This window comes from Tsukamurella hominis (genome assembly GCF_965137015.1).
GTDB lineage: Bacteria > Actinomycetota > Actinomycetes > Mycobacteriales > Mycobacteriaceae > Tsukamurella > Tsukamurella hominis.
Map to the genome: position 1 here is coordinate 99,062 of NZ_CBCRZG010000010.1, position 17,040 is coordinate 116,101.

The 17,040-nt window shown below is 72.8% G+C and carries 16 protein-coding genes; 2 read left to right on the forward strand and 14 right to left on the reverse strand.

Annotation, left to right across the window (positions count from 1 at the left end; all coding sequences use genetic code 11):
- The first annotated feature begins 95 nt into the window (after positions 1 to 95).
- Both ACM9LD_RS14345 and ACM9LD_RS14350 read left to right on the forward strand, forming a co-directional pair.
- A complete protein-coding gene (locus tag ACM9LD_RS14345; protein ID WP_415677296.1) occupies positions 96 to 1,343 on the forward strand; it encodes an acyltransferase in 1,248 nt (415 codons plus the stop codon).
- 33 nt (positions 1,344 to 1,376) lie between these two features.
- Positions 1,377 to 2,261: a MerR family transcriptional regulator gene (locus tag ACM9LD_RS14350; protein ID WP_415677297.1), complete on the forward strand. Its 885-nt coding sequence runs from the start codon at positions 1,377 to 1,379 to the stop codon at positions 2,259 to 2,261.
- A 9-nt stretch (positions 2,262 to 2,270) separates the two neighbouring features.
- Here ACM9LD_RS14350 and ACM9LD_RS14355 read toward each other — a convergent pair whose 3' ends face one another.
- From ACM9LD_RS14355 to ACM9LD_RS14420, 14 genes are all read right to left on the reverse strand, one after another.
- On the reverse strand, positions 2,271 to 3,353 hold the full coding sequence (locus ACM9LD_RS14355; RefSeq protein ID WP_415677298.1) for an amidohydrolase family protein: 1,083 nt from the start codon (positions 3,351 to 3,353) through the stop codon (positions 2,271 to 2,273).
- A 93-nt stretch (positions 3,354 to 3,446) separates the two neighbouring features.
- Positions 3,447 to 5,006, reverse strand: a complete 1,560-nt coding sequence (ffh, locus tag ACM9LD_RS14360; protein WP_415677299.1) for a signal recognition particle protein — start codon at positions 5,004 to 5,006, stop codon at positions 3,447 to 3,449.
- A gap of 9 nt (positions 5,007 to 5,015) precedes the next feature.
- A complete protein-coding gene (locus ACM9LD_RS14365; protein WP_415677300.1) occupies positions 5,016 to 7,517 on the reverse strand; it encodes a [protein-PII] uridylyltransferase in 2,502 nt (833 codons plus the stop codon).
- Positions 7,518 to 7,525: 8 nt separating this feature from the next.
- Positions 7,526 to 7,864: a P-II family nitrogen regulator gene (locus ACM9LD_RS14370; RefSeq protein WP_068524879.1), complete on the reverse strand. Its 339-nt coding sequence runs from the start codon at positions 7,862 to 7,864 to the stop codon at positions 7,526 to 7,528.
- 52 nt (positions 7,865 to 7,916) lie between these two features.
- A complete protein-coding gene (locus ACM9LD_RS14375) occupies positions 7,917 to 9,245 on the reverse strand; it encodes an ammonium transporter (protein ID WP_415677301.1) in 1,329 nt (442 codons plus the stop codon).
- A gap of 126 nt (positions 9,246 to 9,371) precedes the next feature.
- On the reverse strand, positions 9,372 to 9,911 hold the full coding sequence (locus ACM9LD_RS14380) for an SRPBCC domain-containing protein (protein ID WP_415677302.1): 540 nt from the start codon (positions 9,909 to 9,911) through the stop codon (positions 9,372 to 9,374).
- 35 nt (positions 9,912 to 9,946) lie between these two features.
- Positions 9,947 to 11,227: an RNA polymerase sigma factor gene (locus tag ACM9LD_RS14385; protein ID WP_415677303.1), complete on the reverse strand. Its 1,281-nt coding sequence runs from the start codon at positions 11,225 to 11,227 to the stop codon at positions 9,947 to 9,949.
- Entirely contained in the window at positions 11,224 to 11,559 is a 336-nt protein-coding gene (locus ACM9LD_RS14390) for a YciI family protein (protein WP_415677304.1), read from the reverse strand. Before ACM9LD_RS14390 ends, ACM9LD_RS14385 begins: the two co-directional genes overlap by 4 nt.
- Before the next feature lie 7 nt (positions 11,560 to 11,566).
- Positions 11,567 to 12,832, reverse strand: a complete 1,266-nt coding sequence (locus ACM9LD_RS14395; protein ID WP_415677305.1) for an alpha/beta fold hydrolase — start codon at positions 12,830 to 12,832, stop codon at positions 11,567 to 11,569.
- Positions 12,829 to 13,074: a hypothetical protein gene (locus tag ACM9LD_RS14400; protein ID WP_224646260.1), complete on the reverse strand. Its 246-nt coding sequence runs from the start codon at positions 13,072 to 13,074 to the stop codon at positions 12,829 to 12,831. The genes ACM9LD_RS14395 and ACM9LD_RS14400 overlap by 4 nt, the downstream gene beginning before the upstream one ends.
- On the reverse strand, positions 13,071 to 13,781 hold the full coding sequence (locus ACM9LD_RS14405; protein ID WP_415677306.1) for a VOC family protein: 711 nt from the start codon (positions 13,779 to 13,781) through the stop codon (positions 13,071 to 13,073). Before ACM9LD_RS14405 ends, ACM9LD_RS14400 begins: the two co-directional genes overlap by 4 nt.
- 29 nt (positions 13,782 to 13,810) lie before the next feature.
- Positions 13,811 to 14,581 (reverse strand): maleate cis-trans isomerase family protein, encoded by a 771-nt coding sequence (locus tag ACM9LD_RS14410; protein ID WP_415677307.1) that lies wholly within the window; start codon positions 14,579 to 14,581, stop codon positions 13,811 to 13,813.
- 172 nt (positions 14,582 to 14,753) lie between these two features.
- Complete coding sequence (locus tag ACM9LD_RS14415) at positions 14,754 to 15,446, reverse strand: TetR/AcrR family transcriptional regulator (RefSeq protein WP_336670604.1); 693 nt, start codon at positions 15,444 to 15,446, stop codon at positions 14,754 to 14,756.
- Positions 15,447 to 15,488: 42 nt separating this feature from the next.
- Positions 15,489 to 17,033 (reverse strand): FAD-dependent monooxygenase, encoded by a 1,545-nt coding sequence (locus tag ACM9LD_RS14420; RefSeq protein ID WP_415677308.1) that lies wholly within the window; start codon positions 17,031 to 17,033, stop codon positions 15,489 to 15,491.
- Between the last annotated feature and the right edge of the window lie 7 nt (positions 17,034 to 17,040).

Genomic DNA, 17,040 nt, shown 5'->3' on the forward strand with positions numbered 1-17,040 from the left:
CCGTTGTTGCCTGCGCGATGCACCGTCAGCCCGGTGTAGCCCCCTGCCAGGCCACAGACAGCCACCTCGCAGGATCGGACCGCAGACTCAGACATATGGCCACGCACCTGGACCGCACCGCCCCGTCACCGGTGACCGCCGGCGACGCGGTCGCCCGTTCTCGCGGCGGCTATCTGTACCAGCTGGACTTCGTCCGCACGATCACCTTCCTCCTCGTGGTGTTCATCCACACGCTGACGAACACCAACGACGAGGTCAACGGCACCGTCACCAACGCGATCGCGATGAACCTGCACTTCACCCGCAACGCCTTCTTCGCCCTCACGGGCCTGGTGCTGGCCTACGGCATCGTGGAGCGCGGCGCACGACTGAGCCCGGTGCAGTTCTGGCGCAAGCGCCTCACCCTGGTCGTCACGCCGTTCGTGCTGTGGGCCTTCGCCTACTGGGCGTACGACATGGTGGTCGCCGGCAACGGCGGCAGGATCCCCACCGAGCTGGGCGACTTCTGGAACAGCCTCAAGTGGGGCGGCACCAACGGCTACCAGCTGTACTTCATCTTCGTCACGCTGCAGATCTACCTGCTGTTCCCGCTGATCTTCGCGTTCGCGGAGCGGACCCGCCGGTTCCACGCCCCGATCCTCGCCGCGAGCGCGGTCCTCCAGGTGGGGATCTACGTCGCCGCGACCTACTGGAACCCGACCACCGGATGGTGGGGCGAGAACTTCTGGCACCTGTACGCCACGTTCGTGCCCTACCAGTTCTTCATCCTGCTGGGCGTCGTCGCGGCCTTCCATCGCGAGCGGATCGAGGCGGTCCTGCTGCGGCACGCACCGCTGATCTTCGCGGCCGCGGCGCTCGTGGCGCTGGGCGCGCAGGTGCTCTACCGCGTGCGCCTCAGTGACGAGACCGCGCCCATCGTGGCGTCGGCGGTCTTCCAGCCGGCCAACTTCGTGCTGTACGTCGTGCTGGTGGCGGCGGTGTACACGGTGGGCCTGCTGCTGGCCCGCAACCGGCACCGGCTGGCCCGGCTGACCCGCTTCGCCTCCTACGGTGCCAAGCGCTCCTTCGGCGTCTTCCTGGTGCACGTCATGGTCCTCGAGACGCTGCTCCTCCCCCGTACGGCCGACGGTGCCTCCTGGCTGACGACGGTGCTGCCCTCCCCCTTCGGCACCGCGGTCGCGTACGTGCTGACGATCGCGATCACGCTCGGCATCGTCGAGCTGCTGAGCCGCGCGCCGAAGGCGCAGTGGTGGGTCGGCCGCCCGCGGCCGAAGCGGAAGCGGGCACCGTCGGAGCCGAGCGGCCAGAGCCTCGCCGGCATCGCCCGCACCAGCGCCTCTTGACTCTCCCCTCACTGGAGACCGCAGGCTGATCCCGTGACCGACGAGAGCGCACTGTTCAGCATCGGCGACGTCGCGGCCCGCACCGGGGCGTCCGTGAAGACGATCCGGTTCTGGTCCGACGAGGGCCTCGTCCCCACCATCCGCAGCGCGGCCGGATACCGGCTGTACGACGCGGAATCGGTGGCGCGGCTCGAGCTGGTGCGGACGCTGCGCGCGCTGGGCCTCGACGTGAAGACGGTGCGCGCCGTGCTCGCCGAGCAGGTCGGCCTCGCCGCGGTGGCCGACGCGCACGCGAAGGCCCTCGACGCCGAGATCCGCACGCTGCGGATCCGGCGGGCGGTGCTGCGGTCGGTCGCCACCAGGAACAGCACGACCGAGGAGTTGAGAATCATGCACGAGATGGCGACACTGTCCGCGGCCGAACGCCAGCGGATCATTGATGCGTTCGTCGACGAGGCCTTCGCCGGCATCGCCCCGGACGCCCCCGGCGCGCACATCGCGCACGGGATGCGGTCGATGCCCGCCGAACTGCCCGACGATCCGACGCCCGCCCAGGTCGACGCGTGGATCGAGCTGGCGGAGCTGGTCGCGGACGAGGAGTTCCGGGCACGGGCCCGCGAGATGGCGGTCACGGGCGCCGCGGCAACCGAGCCGCCGGTGATGGTGGACCTCGAGGCCGCCCGCACGGCGGCGGAGAGCGGGACCGCCCCGGGCTCGGCGGAGGCCGCGGCGCTGCTGGCGACGCTCCTGCCGGAGGGCACGGACCGCGCCGCGATGGCCGATCAGATGGCGACCTTCACGGACGCGCGGGTCGAGCGCTACTGGTCGCTCCTGGGCGTGCTGAACGGCTGGCCTCCGCGCCCGGCGATGGTGCCGGCGGCGGAGTGGGTCATCGCCGCGCTGCGCGCGCACGCGTAGCGCGGCGGTTCACCGCGGCAGGTCGGCGAGCTCGCCCCGGACCACCACGGCCGACGGTGCCGGCAGGGCGCCGTGGGCGAGCGCGACCCGCGGGTCCTCGTCGTAGATCACCAGGTCGGCGGGGGCGCCGTCGTCGAGGCCGGCGAAGCCGAGCCACTGCCGCGCCCGCCAGGACGCGGCGGCGATCGCCTCCTCCGGGGGCATGACGGCGGCGAGCGCCTCGATCTCCCGGGGCAGGGCGCCGTGCACGTTGAAGCCGCCGGCGTCGGTGCCGGCGTACATGGCGACGCCGGCCTCCCAGGCGGCCCGGAACGTGGCCTTGCGGCGGTCGTGCAGCGCCATCATGTGCCGGTGGTAGGTGGGGAACTTCTCTGCCGCGGGGGCGGCGATGGAGGGGAAGTTCTCGATCTGGATCATGGTGGGCACCAGGCCGATCCCCTTCTCGACCATGATCTCGATGGTATCGGCGGTGAGGCCCGAGCCGTGCTCGATCGCGTCGACGCCCGCGGCCAGCAGGCCCGGCAGGGCGTCCTCGCCGAAGACGTGCGCGGTGATCCGGGCGCCGGCGTCGTGGGCCGCGGCGACGGCCTCGGCGAGCACGTCGTCGGGCCACAGCGGCGCGAGGTCGCCCGCGGACCGGTCGATCCAGTCCCCGACCAACTTGATCCAGGGGTGTCCCTCGGCGGCGCGCCGGCGCACCGCGTCGACGAGCTGCGACGGGTCTTCGAGCTGCTCGCCCAGCCCGCGGGTGTACCGCTTGACCAGCGCGATGTGCCGGCCCATGCGGACGAACCGCGGCAGGCCGGGCTGCCCGTCCAGCGGCGACGTGTCGAGGTCGGAACCGGGTTCGCGGATCACGGTGACGCCGACGGCGACGTCCTCGAGCGCCAGCGCGCGGCCGCGCACGAGGTCGGGCTCGCCGTCCTCGACGATGCCGACGTGGCAGTGCGCGTCGACGTAGCCGGGGACGGCGAAGCCGGTCAGCTCGGTGACCGGGCCGCCGGGCGGGTCGAATCGCACCGCACCGTCGGACACCCAGAACTCGCCCTCGCCGCCGGGCAGGACGGCGCCGGTGAAGTGCAGATCGCTCACCCGGGCAACCCTACGTCGTGAAACCGGGCGATTTCGACGGTACGAGGCCATTTGTGGCCTCGTACCGCAGGATTCCGCCGGTTTCGCGAGGTGCTACCGCTTCTTGCGGAGCTGCTCCTCGAGCGCGGCCATGTCGATCCCCTCGAGGCCGGGCGGCAGTTGGTTGAGCCCCTGGGGCATCCCGGACAGGTCCATCCCGGCGGGCATGGCGGGGAAGCCGCCCGCGCGGGGCGCCGCGGGTCCGGTCTGCCGGGCGCGGTTGTTCTTCTTGCCCTGCTTGCCCTTCTGCTTGCGCTTGGACAGCCGCTTCGGGGCGCCGCCGCCGAAGCCCGCCATCTGCGACATCATCTTGCGCGCCTCGAAGAAGCGGTCCACCAGCTGGTTCACGTCGGTGACGGTGACGCCGGAGCCCTTGGCGATGCGCAGGCGGCGCGAGGCGTTGATGATCTTCGGGTCGGCGCGCTCGGCCGGGGTCATGCCGCGGATGATCGCCTGGATCCGGTCGAGCTGGCTGTCGTCGACGGCGGCGAGGGCGTCCTTCATCTGGCCCGCTCCGGGCAGCATGCCCAGCAGGTTCCCGATGGGGCCCATCTTGCGGATCATCAGCATCTGATCGAGGAAGTCCTCGAGGGTCAGCTCGCCGGAGGTGATCTTGGCGGCCGCCTCCTCCGCCTTCTGCTGATCCATGTGCTGCTCGGCCTGCTCGATGAGCGAGAGCACGTCGCCCATGCCGAGGATCCGGGAGCTCATCCGGTCGGGGTGGAAGACGTCGAAGTCGTCGAGCTTCTCGCCCGTGGACGCGAACAGGATCGGCTTGCCGGTGATCTCGCGGACCGAGAGGGCCGCGCCGCCGCGGGCGTCGCCGTCGAGCTTGGTGAGCACGACGCCGGTGAAGTCGACGCCGTCGGCGAAGGCCTGCGCGGTGGTCACCGCGTCCTGGCCGATCATGGCGTCGAGGACGAACAGCACCTCGTCGGGGTCGACGGCGTCGCGGATCGCCTTGGCCTGCCCCATCAGCTCCTCGTCGATGCCGAGGCGGCCCGCGGTGTCGACGATCACGACGTCGTGCTGCTTCGCCCGGGCCTCCGCGATGCCGCCGCGTGCGACCTCGACGGGGTCGGCCGCGCTGACGCCGAGCGCGCCCTCGCCGCCGACGGAGGTGCCGGGGTGCGGCGCGTAGGTCGGCACGCCGGCCCGCTCGCCGACGATCTTCAGCTGGTCGACGGCGCCCGGACGCTGCAGGTCGCAGGCCACGAGCATGGGCGTGTGGCCCTGCTTCTTGAGGAACGCGGCCAGCTTGCCGGCGAGCGTGGTCTTACCGGCGCCCTGCAGGCCGGCCAGCATGATGACGGTCGGCGGAGTCTTCGCCAGGTTCAGCCGCCGGGTCTCGCCGCCGAGGATGGCGACGAGCTCCTCGTTGACGATCTTGACGATCTGCTGCGCGGGGTTGAGCGCGGCCGAGACCTCGTGGCCCTTGGCCCGCTCCTTGACCCGGGCGACGAAGGCGCGCACCACGGGCAGCGCGACGTCGGCCTCGAGCAGCGCGAGCCGGATCTCGCGCGCCGTCGAGTCGATGTCGGCGTCGGTGAGCCGGCCCTTGCCGCGCAGGTCCTTGAGCGCGCCTGTGAGCCGATCGGAGAGGGATTCGAACATTGCTCCAGACTATCGGGTCTGCTCGTCGTCCGGTGCCGCAGGCGGCGCGGCCTCGGGCAGGACGGCGATGACCGCCTCCTCGGCGCCTGCCCGCACGGCCTGCTCGTCGCCGGGCACCGCCAGGCAGAAGACGTCGACGGCGGTCGCGCCGAGGGTGGCGACCTTGGCCCACCGGACGTCGATGCCCGCGTCGTCGAGGGCACCGGCGACTCGCGCGAGCAGGCCGGGCGTGTCGCCGGAGCGGACCTCGAGGACGACGGTGCCGGGCGCACCGTCGAACCAGCGCAGCCGGGGCGGCGCGGCCACCCGCAGCGGCGGGGCGGCCGCGGTGCCGTCGACGGGGGCCGCCGCCGCGCGCTCGCGGGCCCGTAGCTCCGCGAGGACGTCGGCACCGTCCAGCGCGGCGAGCAGCCGCTGCCGGACGACGGCCGGATCGGGCGGGTCGCCGAACGTAGGGACCACGAGGAACGTGTTGACCGCGGACTCCCCCGCGGCGCCGACGGACGCGCTCTGCACCCGCAGGCCCGCGAGCGCGAGCACCGCGGCCATCCGGGCGAGGACGCCGCGCCGGTCGGGACCCACCACGGCGACGGTGAAGGTGTGCGGCCCGGCCTCCGGCGCCGGGGTGATCCGCACGTGCGTGCCGCCGGCGGCGGCGAGCGCCGCCACCTCCTCGGGCACGGGACCGGGCTGCGGGGCGGGCTGGCCGTCCAGCACGCGGCCGGTGCGGCGGACGAGTTCGCCGATGAGCCGCGACTTCCATTCGCCCCAGACGCCGGGCCCGGTGGCGAGCGAGTCCGCCTCGGCGAGGGCGTGCAGCAGCTCCAACAGGACGGGGTCGTGGCCGATCGTGTCGGCGACCATCTCGATGGTCGCGGGGTCGTCGAGGTCACGCCGGGTGGCGACCGCGGGCAGCAGAAGGTGGTGCCGGACCATCGCGGCGAGCAGGGCGGTGTCCTCGGCGGAGAGCCCGAGCCGGGCGGCGATGGCCTCGGCGAGCTCGGCGCCGATCACGCTGTGATCGCCTCCGCGGCCCTTGCCCAGGTCGTGCAGCAGCGCGCCGAGGACCAGGAGGTCGGGGCGGGCGACGTCGGTGGCGCGATTGGCGGCGTGCGCGGCGGTCTCCATGAGGTGCCGGTCGACGGTCCAGGTGTGCACCGCGTCGCGCGGCGGGAGGTCGCGGACCGCGCCCCACTCGGGCAGCAGGCGCCCCCAGAGGCCGGTGCGGTCGAGGGCCTCGATCACGGGCACGGCGCCGCGCCCGGCCCCGAGCAGCGCGAGCAGGTCGGCGACCGTCTCCGCCGCCCAGGGGCTGCGCGGCGCGGGCGTGACCTCGGCGAGCCGGGCCAGGGTGGACGCCGACATGGGCAACCCGGACGCGGCGGCCGCGGCGGCGACGCGGACGGTGAGGCCCGTGTCGCGGTCCGGCCGGGCGTCGCGGGCGAGGGTGACCTCGCCCGCGTGCTCGACGACGCCCTCGGCGAGGGGCCGCCGCATGGGCGGGCGGCGCAGCCGGGAGAAGCCGCGGCGCGGCAGGGCGTTCTGCGCGGTGCGGATCCCCACGTCGACGGCGTAGGCCACGGTGCGGCCGCTGTCGCTGATGGTGCGGGCCAGGTCGAACCGGTCGCCGAGGCGGAGTGCGGCGCCGATCTCGTCGGCCTCCTGGGCGCGCACCTGGTCGCGGGCGCGGCCGGAGATGCGGTGCAGCTCGGTCCGGACGTCCAGCAGGCGGGAGTACGCGGCGGCGAGGTCGTTGCCGGTGGTGCCGTTCGGGGTGGCCGACGGTGTCGGGATCCCGTCGGTCAACTGGGCGAGCGAGAGGGCCTGGAGCAGCTGCACGTCGCGCATGCCGCCGCGGCCGTTCTTGAGGTCGGGTTCGGCGCGGTGGGCGATCTCCCCCGAGCGGCGCCACCGCTCGCGGGCCTGATCGACGAGGTCGTCGACGCGGGAGCGGATGTCGGCGCGCCACTGCCGGCGCACCCCGCTGATGAGCAGGTTGGTGATCTCCTCGTCGCCGACGATGTGCCGGGCGTCGAGCAGGCCGAGGGCCGCGGTGAGATCGGACTGGGCGACGCGGACCGCCTCGGGCACGGTGCGGACACTGTGGTCGAGCTTGATGTGCGCGTCCCACAGCGGGTACCAGATGCTCTCGGCGACGGCCGTCACGCGTTCCGGGTCAAGCCCGTCGTCGTGCACGAGCAGAAGGTCGAAATCACTGTGCGGCAGCAACTCACGACGCCCCAGGCCGCCGACGGCGACGAGGGCGAGCCCGCTGTCCGGGCCGATGCCGGCGGCGGCGCCGTGCGTCGTGAGCCACACCTCGGCGAGGTCGGCCAGGGCGCCCCGGAGGGCCGCCGGGTCGAGGCGGTGGGGCCCCGATGCCCGGTCGAGGAGGCGGGAGCGGGCGGCGACGAGCTCCTTCGCGCCGCTGGGTCCGCCCCCCGCCTGCCCGCCGCCGGCCGGCGACCCGCTCTCTCCGGTCGTCACGATCGCCCTGTCCGGCACCGACATCGGCGTTCCTACAGGGCCTCGTTGCCGCGCTCGCCGGTGCGCACGCGCACGACGGACTCGACGGGGGTGACCCAGACCTTGCCGTCGCCGATCTTGCCGGTGCGGGCGCCCTCGACGATCACGTCGACCACGCTGTCCACGACGGCGTCGTCGACGACGACCTCGATCCGGACCTTGGGCACGAAGTCCACGGAGTACTCGGCGCCGCGGTACACCTCGGTGTGCCCCTTCTGCCGGCCGTAGCCCTGCACCTCACTGACGGTCATACCGAGGATCCCGGCCTGCTCGAGGCCCGCCTTCACGTCCTCGAGCGTGAAGGGCTTGACGATCGCGGTGACCAGCTTCATAAGAGTTTCCTTCGCTTAAGTCGGTTGTGGATTCAGCTTAGATCCGGTCACCTCAGACCAGGTCGTACGCCGTCTCGGCGTGCTCGGAGTTGTCGATGCCGTCGGCCTCGGCCTCCTTGTCGACGCGCCAGCCGAGCGGCTTGAGCGCGAAGGCGATGACCGCGGTCAGGACGGCGGTGAAGGCCAGGGCGACCGCCGCGATGACGATCTGCACGACCAGCTGCTTGTAGTCGCCGCCGTAGAAGAGGCCGGTGTCCTTGGCCAAGAAGCCCAGGGCGACGGTGCCGATCACGCCGGCCACCAGGTGCACGCCCACCACGTCGAGCGAGTCGTCGAAGCCGAACTTGGACTTCAGGCCCACACCGAAGGCCGCGGCGACACCGGCGACGACGCCCAGGATGAGGGCGCCCACGGGGGTCACGTTCGCGCAGGCCGGGGTGATGGCGACGAGGCCGGCGACGACGCCCGACGCGGCGCCCACCGTGGTGGCGTGGCCGTCGCGGAACTTCTCCACCGCGAGCCAGCCGAGCATCGCGGCGGCGGTGGCGGCGGTCGTGTTGACCCAGGCCAGGCCCGCCGTGGCGTTGGCGCCGAGCGCGGAGCCGGCGTTGAAGCCGAACCAGCCGAACCACAGGAGGGCGGCGCCGAGCATCACGAACGGGATGTTGTGCGGACGGTACGACTGCTTGCCGAAGCCCAGGCGCTTGCCGACGATGATCGCCAGCACGAGGCCCGCGATGCCGGCGTTGATGTGCACCACGGTGCCGCCGGCGAAGTCGATGGGCGCCACGGTGGCGTGGCCGTCGGTGGTGCCGAACATCTTCGCGGCGATGCCGCCCTCGGCGCCCGACAGCAGGCCGCCGCCCCACACCATGTGCGCCAGGGGCAGGTACACGATGGTCGTCCAGATGCCGGTGAACAGCAGCCACGTCCCGAACTTCACGCGCTCGGCGAGCGCGCCCGAGATCAGCGCGACGGTGATCACGGCGAAGGTCAGCTGGAAGCCGGCGAAGACGATCGCCGGGAGGCCGCTCCCCGCGGCGTTGAGCACCACCAGGGTGTCCTCGCCCGACGTCTTGGTCTCCATCAGCTGGTCGAGGCCGAAGTATTTGAAGGGGTTGTCGAACAGCCCGAGGTAGTTGCCCTCCCCGGAGAACGACATCGAGTAGCCCCACAGCACGTAGATCACGGAGACCAGGCCCAGCGAGCCGATCGACATCATCATCATGTTGAGCACGCTCTTCTGGCGGGAGAGACCGCCGTAGAAGAACGCGAGGGCGGGTGTCATGAGCAGCACCAACGCCGCGGACGTCAGCATCCACGCGGTGGTGCCGGAGTCGACCTTGCCGAACAATTCGTCGGGCACAGAAGCCAAGAGCACGGGAAACCTCCTCGGGCGCGCCGCGGTTGCGGTGCGAGTGAGAACAGCTTCTGCGGCCGCGGTTTCCCGGCGGGGGCGCTCGTGTTGCTCGTGTGTAACCGGTCGGCCCGGGTTCGGGCCGTTCGGTTACGCCCGTGTTTCCGACGGTGCCTCCCCGCCGGCGCCCTCCGCGTCGGGATACCGGGGAATGGGCTGGCCCGCACCGGTCGTGACCAGCTGCGGGATGCTGGTCCGCACGTAGAAGCTCCAGCCGCGCGAGCAGGCCTCGAAGCATTCGGACTCGACGGTCAGCCCGACGTGGGTGAGCCGCAGCTCGGTGCCGCGGTCCACCGGCGTGAGGTCGATGATCACGTCGGTGTCGCGCCATTCGTGGCGGTCCTCGATGAAGGTCATCTCGCAGTCCACGGCGTGCCAGGTGACCCGGGTGGGGCTCACCTCGGTCACCCGGAACCGGCAGAACCGGATTCCCTCCTTGGTCCGGGAGGTCTCGCCGGGGTACGCGGCGTCGTCGGTGAAGACGAACTCGTCGCCGACGGCCGCGGAGTGGCCGATGAGGTTCTCGGTCCACCATCCGCGCACGTCCAGGACCGCGGCGAGGACGTGTTCCGGCGCGCGGTCGATCGTCACGGCGGCGGTCAGGTACTGGGTGTTCTCCATGATCGACATGATCTGGCTCCTTCGGTAGGGGTCGTCCACCCCACCTACGGATGGGCGCGCCCGGAATCGACATCCGCCGCGAAGAAGTTCTCCGGCCGGTGTCCGCCGCGCAGCTCGTGAACCCGTCGGGCCAGGTAGGCACGCTCGGGGTCGGTGGGTGCGATCGCCAGGGCCTCCTCGTACGCCGCGCGGGCCTCGGTCGTGCGGCCGGCCCGCCGCAGCAGGTCGGCGCGGGTCGCGGGCAGCAGGTGGTAGCCGTCGAGGGCGCCGGTGGCGGCGAGCCCGTCCACGATCGCGAGGCCCGCGGGCGGACCGTCGGCCATGGCGACCGCGACGGCCCGGTTGAGCTCGACGACGGGTGACGGCGTCGTGCGGGCGAGCTCGGCGTACAGCGCGGCGATCTGCCGCCAGTCGGTGCGCCGCGCGTCCGGGGCAGTCGCGTGGCAGGCGGCGATCGCCGCCTGCACCTGGTAGGGGCCGGGCCGCCCGGCGGCGAGCGCCGCGTCGAGTAGGGCCAGGCCCTCCTCGATCAGCGCCCGGTCCCAGCGGCTCCGGTCCTGCTCCTCGAGCGGCACGAGCACCCCGTCGCGCACCCGGTGGGCGCGGCGCGCCTCGCTGAGCAGTATGAGGGCGAGCAGGCCGCGCGCCTCGGGCTCGTCGGGCAGCAGCCGGTCCAGCACGCGTCCGAGGTGTAGGGCCTCACCGGTGAGGTCGCGGACGCCGTCGACCTCGTCGTAGCCCTCGTTGAAGATCAGGTACACGACGGCCAGCACCGCGGGGAGTCGCTGCGGCAGCAGGTCCGGCGGCGGGACGCGGTACGGGATCCCCGCCTCGGCGATCTTCCGCTTGGCCCGGACGATCCGCTGGGCCGTCGCCGACTCGGTGGTGAGCAGCGCGGCGGCGATCTCGCCGGTAGTGAGCCCGGCGAGGGTGCGCAGCGTGAGGGCGACGCGGGCGGCGAGCGGCAGCGCGGGGTGGCAGCAGGTGAAGATCAGGCGCAGCCGCTCATCGGGGATGTGCTCCGGCGGCTCGTCCTCCCCCGCGCCCGCGAGCGCCGCGAGCCGGCGCGTCCGTTCGCGACCGGTGGCGTCGTGCCGCAGGCGGTCCCGCGCCTTGTTCCGGGCGGTGATGGTGAGCCACGCGCCGGGCCGCGGCGGCACGCCGTCCCGGGGCCAGGTCGCGAGGGCGGCGGCGAAGGCCTCCTGTGTGCAGTCCTCGGCCAGGTCCCAGTCGCCGGTGAGTCCGATCAGGGTGGCGACGACCTGGCCCCACTCGGCCCGGTACGCGTCGGCGACCGCGCGTTGCACCGCGTCGGGGGCGGTCATTCCCAGACGGGCCGGACCTCGACGCACCCGCGGGCCGCGTACGGGTGGTTCGCGGCGATCGCGAGGGCCTCGTCGAGGTCGGCGCACTCGATGATGTCGATCCCGCCGACGACGTCCTTGGTCTCCGCGAACGGCCCGTCGGAGACGAGGGTCTCGCCGCCGCGCACCCGGACGGTGGTCGCGTCGGCGACGGGACGCAGCCGGGCCCCGCCGAGCATCGCCCCGCGGCGTCGGAGGTCCTCGTCGTAGGCGCGGTAGTCGGGGTCGGCGGCGATCTCCTCGTTGGTCGGCGAGCCGTCCTCGTCGTCGCAGATCAGCAGCACGTACTTCACGACTCGATTATGCGCCCGCGGTGCCGATCCCGCGGGCCCCGAGCCAGCGCTCGATCTCGTCGCCGGCGAGCGCCGCGGCCGTCCGCTCGGCCGCCGTGAGGGCCGCGCCGAAGTGCTTCCCGCGCACCCGTACGTGCTCGACGTCGTCGGTCCCCAACGCCGCGACCATCGCGCGGGCGTCGTCGGGGAAGCACGCCTGATCGCCGGTGATCTCGACGAACAGGGTCGGCACGGTGACGGCGGGGGCGCAGCGCAGGAAGCCGGCGTTGCTGCTGAGCGCCGACCACGTGGACAGCCACGCGTCGGGGGTGGTCAGCCGCCCGAAGCCCACGACGCCGTAGTCGGTGAGGTCGGGCCGGGAGCCGAACAGCGAGCCGTAGGGCCGGTCGTTCGGGTCGAGCGACGGGTCCGTGCAGCGCAGGTCGGCGTCGGTGCGGTGCACCGTGATGAACTCGGTGGCCAGCGCGTCGCGGCGGTCGGCGGGGTCGCCGGACTCCGCGAACCGCTGCTGGGCGGCGCGGGCCCGGGCCACCCGCTCGCGCGCGAGGGCGTCGATCCGCTCCACCCGCGCGCGTTGGGCCGCGCGGTAGCGCTGCACGAACTCGGGCGGGTAGGTGCTCGGGGCGGGCGCGGGCGCGTAGCCGTTGTCCGGGTTGAAGGGGTCGAGCTCGGGCAGGATCGAACGGGGGTCGTCCTCGTCGGCGACCGACGGGTCGATCATCCGGAGCAGCAGTTCGCCCTGTCCGGGGTGCGGCGCCATGAACACCACGAGGTCGGGCGCGGGCATCCGCGCGTCGCGCAGCTTCACGGGCTTGCCGCTCGGGGTCCGCGCGAGCCGTTCGTGGGCGGGCAGGCCGGCCTGTTCCATGTAGAAGGCGGCCAGCGCGCCGCCGCCGGAGTGGCCGACGGCGATCACGGTTCCGAAGCCCTCGTCGCGCAGGAAGGCGTGGCCGGCGGCCATGTCGAGCAGCGCCTGCTCGTGCAGCAGCGTCAGGTCGTTGCCCTGGGTGCGGCTGCCCTGGGTCCAGACCGCGACGCCGCGGCGCAGGAACTCGGGCACCAGGACGTGGTGCGCGAAGTCCTGCCGGGGGTGCATGAGGAAGGCGACGGCGTTCGCGCCGGGCACGGTGCGGAGCAGGCCGGATACCTTGGCCCCGTCGACGGTGCTCAGCTCGACGGGGGTGGTGACGGTGCCGTCGGGCACGGCCTCGGCGTCGAGGTAGCGGCCCGCGCCGAGGCCGGTGGCGGCGTCCGCGCGCTCGGCGGTGGTCACCGGTCCACCACCCGGAGGGCGTCCTTGTCGTGCTGCGCGACGCGCGAGTCCTCCAGGCCCGCGAGGGCGCTGTACCAGACGGCGTGCCGGCAGCCGGTGGCGCGGCGATCGATCGCGATCTCCTCCGGCCGGGTGATCCGGAAGTACGGACCGACCCGCACGATCTCGTTGCGCGGCTCGGCGCCGGCGACCTTGAGGACGCCCTCGTTCTCGGGGACGTCGAGGACGTAGATGCGGCTCATCGGACCTCGGCCTCCTCGTCGGCGTTCCACGCGGCGTCGCCGGTCGCATCGCCGGTCGCGGCGAGCCCGGCCAGCTCCCGCTGCCGTTCCTCCCACCTCTCGGCCTTCTCCACGATCAGCTCGGCCTTGCGCAGCAGGAGCGCGTCCATCGACGGTGCGCCGCCCGAGACCACGTCGCACAGCGCCTCCAGGGTGAGGGCGGCGTCCAGGTCCTCCTGGGGCGTTACGGGGCGCAGGGCGCGGGTGATCTCGATCATGTAGCCGTTGGGATCGTGGGTGTAGATCGACTCGATGGTCTCGTGCATCACCTGCATCTCACACGGCCAGTCCGAATCATCCAGGCGGCGGCGGTATTCGAGCAGATCCTCCTCGCTGTTCACGTGGATGGCCAGGTGGCGCGAGTTCTTGAAGAACTCGGGCGTGCCCTGCGGCAGCCGCGCCCAGGAGTCGCCGGGCGCGGTCTGATCGCCGAAGGGCTCGAGGCCGAAGTAGTAGAAGAACGCCATCCGGTCGCCGTTGCCGATGTCGAAGAAGAAGTGGATGAAGTCGGGATGGTTCTCGGGGCCCCAGCCCGCGGCGCAGATCGAGTGGACGATGGGGAACTTGAGCACGCCGTTGTAGAAGTTCACGGTGCCGACGGGGTCGAAGGTCGGGAAGGCGGCGTGGTCGACGCCCTGGACGCGGTGCTCGGAAGTGCTGGCGGACATGTCTTCTCCTTATCCGGTGACGAGTGGGGTCAGGCGCCGGCGGCGGCCGGGGCGGCGGCGTCGGCGCGCAGCAGCGAGCCGGCGCCGGGGATGTCGACGGTGGCGCCGACGGAGCGCAGGATGCGGTAGGCGCCGGCGGTGGCGGCGGTGATCACGGGGATGCCGAACTCGTCCTCGGCGGCCTGGACCAGGTCGAGCGAGGGCATCTGGACGCACGCGGAGAGCACGAGCGCGTCGACGCCGGTGAGATCGAGGCTGCGCGCGGCCTCCATGACGCGGTCGCCTGGGATGCAGCCGACCTCGGCGTTGTCGGCCACCTCGAGAGCGCGCCAGTCGGTCACCGTCAGTCCCTCGTGCTCGAGGTAGGCCATCACCTGCTCGGCGAGCGGGCGCAGGTACGGGGTGACGACGGCGATCCGCGTGGCGCCCATGTCGCCGAGGGCGTCCACGAGGGCGCCGGCGCTGGAGAGCACGCGGGCGTCGCTGCCGCCCTCCGAGAGCTGCTCGGCGATCTTCGCCTCCACGCCGTGGTGCTCGCCGAGGCCGGTGGACATGATCGCGACGAGGCAGGCGTAGAGCATCGCGTCGACGCCCGCGTCACCGAGCTCGATGACGCAGCGCTCGCGCTGGGCGTTCATGGCGCGCAACTGCTCCGGGGAGACCTTCTGCATCCGCATGCGGCTGGAGTGGAAGGTGAACGTCTCCTCCGGGTGCCGGCCGAGGATCCGCGGCATCTCGGTCTCGACGGTGACGTTCGAGCTGGGGACGACCAGTCCGATCCGGATGGGCGTGGCGCTCATGGTGCTCCTCTGCGTGTGGTTCGTCGTTCCCTTCCAGTATTCGACGCCTTCGTAAAATTGTCAACACCAATGTTGACTGGTCGACGTCGCCGTCGCAAACCGGGTCGAGAAACGCCACTCGCCCGGCCGATGCGGCCGGGCGAGTGCGTGTGTTCGGTTGTGGGAACGGACGTCAGATCAGCGGCTCCAGGCGGTCCAGGCGGTCCCGGATCTCCGAGAGCAGCCCGGCGGGCCCGGAGGCCCCGTCGCCGGACTCCGGAACGCACAGCATGCGTCGGGCCAGCGCCGCGACGGTGTCCACGATGGCCTTGACCTCGACGGCGTCGGCGGGCCGCGCCCACCAGGCCACCCAGTTGCACATGCCGAGCAGGCTCAGCGCCGCGGTACGGGCGTCGACGGGGACGAACTCCCCCTTCTTGACGCCCTCCTCGATGATCGCGATCGTCTCGCGCAGCACCTGCCGCTTGGCGCGCGCGTGCACCGCGCCCGCCTCCTCCGGCAGCATCATCTCGGACCGGTCCAGGATCCGGAACTGGCTCGGGTGCTCGGCGCGCTGCTGGACCAGCTGCTCGGTGAGCAGCGTGATCTTCTCCGTCGGCGCCAGGTCCGACCGGTTGCGCAGTTCCTCGATCACGTCGGCGAGATCCTTGGAGACCCGCTCGACGAGCATGACCAGCAGGTCCTCCTTGCTGCTGAGGTAGTGGTACAGCGCCGGCCGGGAGACCCCCACCGCGTCGGCGATGTCCTGCAGGCTGGTCGCGTCGTACCCCTTGACCGCGAACAGGTCCGTCGCCGCGTCCAGCACGTCCCCGACGATCAGATCCCGCCGCCGCGATCCGCGGCCCGGTTTCTCCACTGTCGACATGTCGACGACCCTATCCCGCGGCGCGGCCGGCCGCCGGGACGCTCATGCCGTGAGCACCACCGCGTCGGCCCGCCCCACGGCGACGGCGGCGGCCGCCTCGGTGCGCAGCGAGTCCGGGACCTCCACCACCACGGTCTTGCCCGCCCAGCGGATCCGCTCGGCCAGGTCGATCCGCGCCCCCACCGCTGCGGGGTCCGACGGTCCGCCCACCACGACCACCGGGCCCGGGGCGGTGGCCGCGTCCGCGACGAAGGCGTCGTGCCCGGCCTCCCAGGCCGCGCCGCCGTTCCACGCGACCCGGGTCGCGTCCTGGAGTTCGTCGACGCCGATCACCTTCGACGGTGCGCGCAGCGCCTCGGTCTCCAGCGGCAGGTCCAGCACCCAGTCGTCGACGCCGCTCCAGTCCCCCGGCGGCTCGGCGCCGAGGCCGCGCAGCGCGACGGTGGCCGCCTCCGGGAACTCGGCCGCGTAGTGCTCGATCCCGAGGTTCCCCGCCCGGGTCATGTACGACAGCGCAGTGGCCTCCGGCGCCGCGCCGGCGCGGTCGCGGAAGCTGGTCCACCAGTTCTGCGAGCGCGCGGCGAGGTGCTTGAAGCGCTGCACCGAGGGGCGGCGGGCGGCCTCGTAGGCGGCGAAGGCCGCGTCGGTGTCGGCGTGCGCGGCGAGCGCCGCGGCGAGGGCGATGGCGTCCTCGATCGCCAGCTTGGTGCCGGAGCCGATCGTGTAGTGCGCAGTGTGCGCCGCGTCGCCGATCAGCACCACGTTGCCGGTGGACCAGCGGTCCAGGGTCACCGTCGGGAACTGCGCCCAGCGCGTGCGATTGGCGAGCAGCTCACCGCCGTTCAGCTCGCGGGCGAACACCCGCTCGAGGTGCTTCAGGCTCGCGGTGTCCGACTCCCCCGCGGGCGTCGCCGCGGCGTTGGCCGCGAGCCCCGCGGCCTCCCAGGTGATGTCGTCGGCCTCGATCAGGAAGGTGCTGCGGTCGTCGGCGTAGGGGTACGCGTGGACCACGAACAGCTCGTCGCCCTCGCCGCGCCAGGTGAAGTTGGCGTTGTCGACGGCGAAATCGGTCCCGCACCACATGAAGTGCAGGCGGCCGTAGTCGACGTGCACGCCCAGTCCGTCCGCCACGGCGTCGCGGACGGCACTGCGCGCGCCGTCGGCGGCGACGATCACGTCGGCCGAGACGTCGTCGAGGCCCGCCTTCACGCCGCTGCGGATCTCGACGCCCACCTCGAGCGCCGCCTTGGTGAGCACCTCGAGCAGCGCGGCCCGGCCGATCGCGAGGTTCCGCGCGCCGTGCAGGCCCACGTCGCCGGCGTCGGTGCGCAGCACGAGCGAGTGGCCGCCGTGGCTGACCTCGCGCATCCGGTCCGCGGTCTGCGGGTCGCCCTTGGCGAGGTTGCTCATCGTGGCCTCGGTGAGCCCGACGCCGAACCCGAAGGTCTCGCTACTGCTGTCGGTCCGCTCGTACACGGTGACGAGGGCGTTCGGGTCGGCGAGCTTGATCAGGCGCCCGGCGGCGAGGCCGGCGGGGCCGCCGCCGATGATCGCGACGGTGCGGCCGGGGGTGGTGTGGGTGGTCATGGCGGTC

What these genes read in the sequence shown, in the direction of transcription:
- ACM9LD_RS14345 (WP_415677296.1), top strand. Translation starts at nt 96, where the DNA reads ATGGCCACGCACCTGGACCGCACCGCCCCGTCACCGGTGACCGCCGGC.
- ffh (WP_415677299.1), bottom strand. Translation starts at nt 5,006, where the DNA reads ATGTTCGAATCCCTCTCCGATCGGCTCACAGGCGCGCTCAAGGACCTG.
- ACM9LD_RS14365 (WP_415677300.1), bottom strand. Translation starts at nt 7,517, where the DNA reads ATGTCGGTGCCGGACAGGGCGATCGTGACGACCGGAGAGAGCGGGTCG.
- ACM9LD_RS14370 (WP_068524879.1), bottom strand. Translation starts at nt 7,864, where the DNA reads ATGAAGCTGGTCACCGCGATCGTCAAGCCCTTCACGCTCGAGGACGTG.
- ACM9LD_RS14380 (WP_415677302.1), bottom strand. Translation starts at nt 9,911, where the DNA reads ATGTCGATCATGGAGAACACCCAGTACCTGACCGCCGCCGTGACGATC.
- ACM9LD_RS14385 (WP_415677303.1), bottom strand. Translation starts at nt 11,227, where the DNA reads ATGACCGCCCCCGACGCGGTGCAACGCGCGGTCGCCGACGCGTACCGG.
- ACM9LD_RS14400 (WP_224646260.1), bottom strand. Translation starts at nt 13,074, where the DNA reads ATGAGCCGCATCTACGTCCTCGACGTCCCCGAGAACGAGGGCGTCCTC.
- ACM9LD_RS14405 (WP_415677306.1), bottom strand. Translation starts at nt 13,781, where the DNA reads ATGTCCGCCAGCACTTCCGAGCACCGCGTCCAGGGCGTCGACCACGCC.
- ACM9LD_RS14410 (WP_415677307.1), bottom strand. Translation starts at nt 14,581, where the DNA reads ATGAGCGCCACGCCCATCCGGATCGGACTGGTCGTCCCCAGCTCGAAC.
- ACM9LD_RS14415 (WP_336670604.1), bottom strand. Translation starts at nt 15,446, where the DNA reads ATGTCGACAGTGGAGAAACCGGGCCGCGGATCGCGGCGGCGGGATCTG.
- ACM9LD_RS14420 (WP_415677308.1), bottom strand. Translation starts at nt 17,033, where the DNA reads ATGACCACCCACACCACCCCCGGCCGCACCGTCGCGATCATCGGCGGC.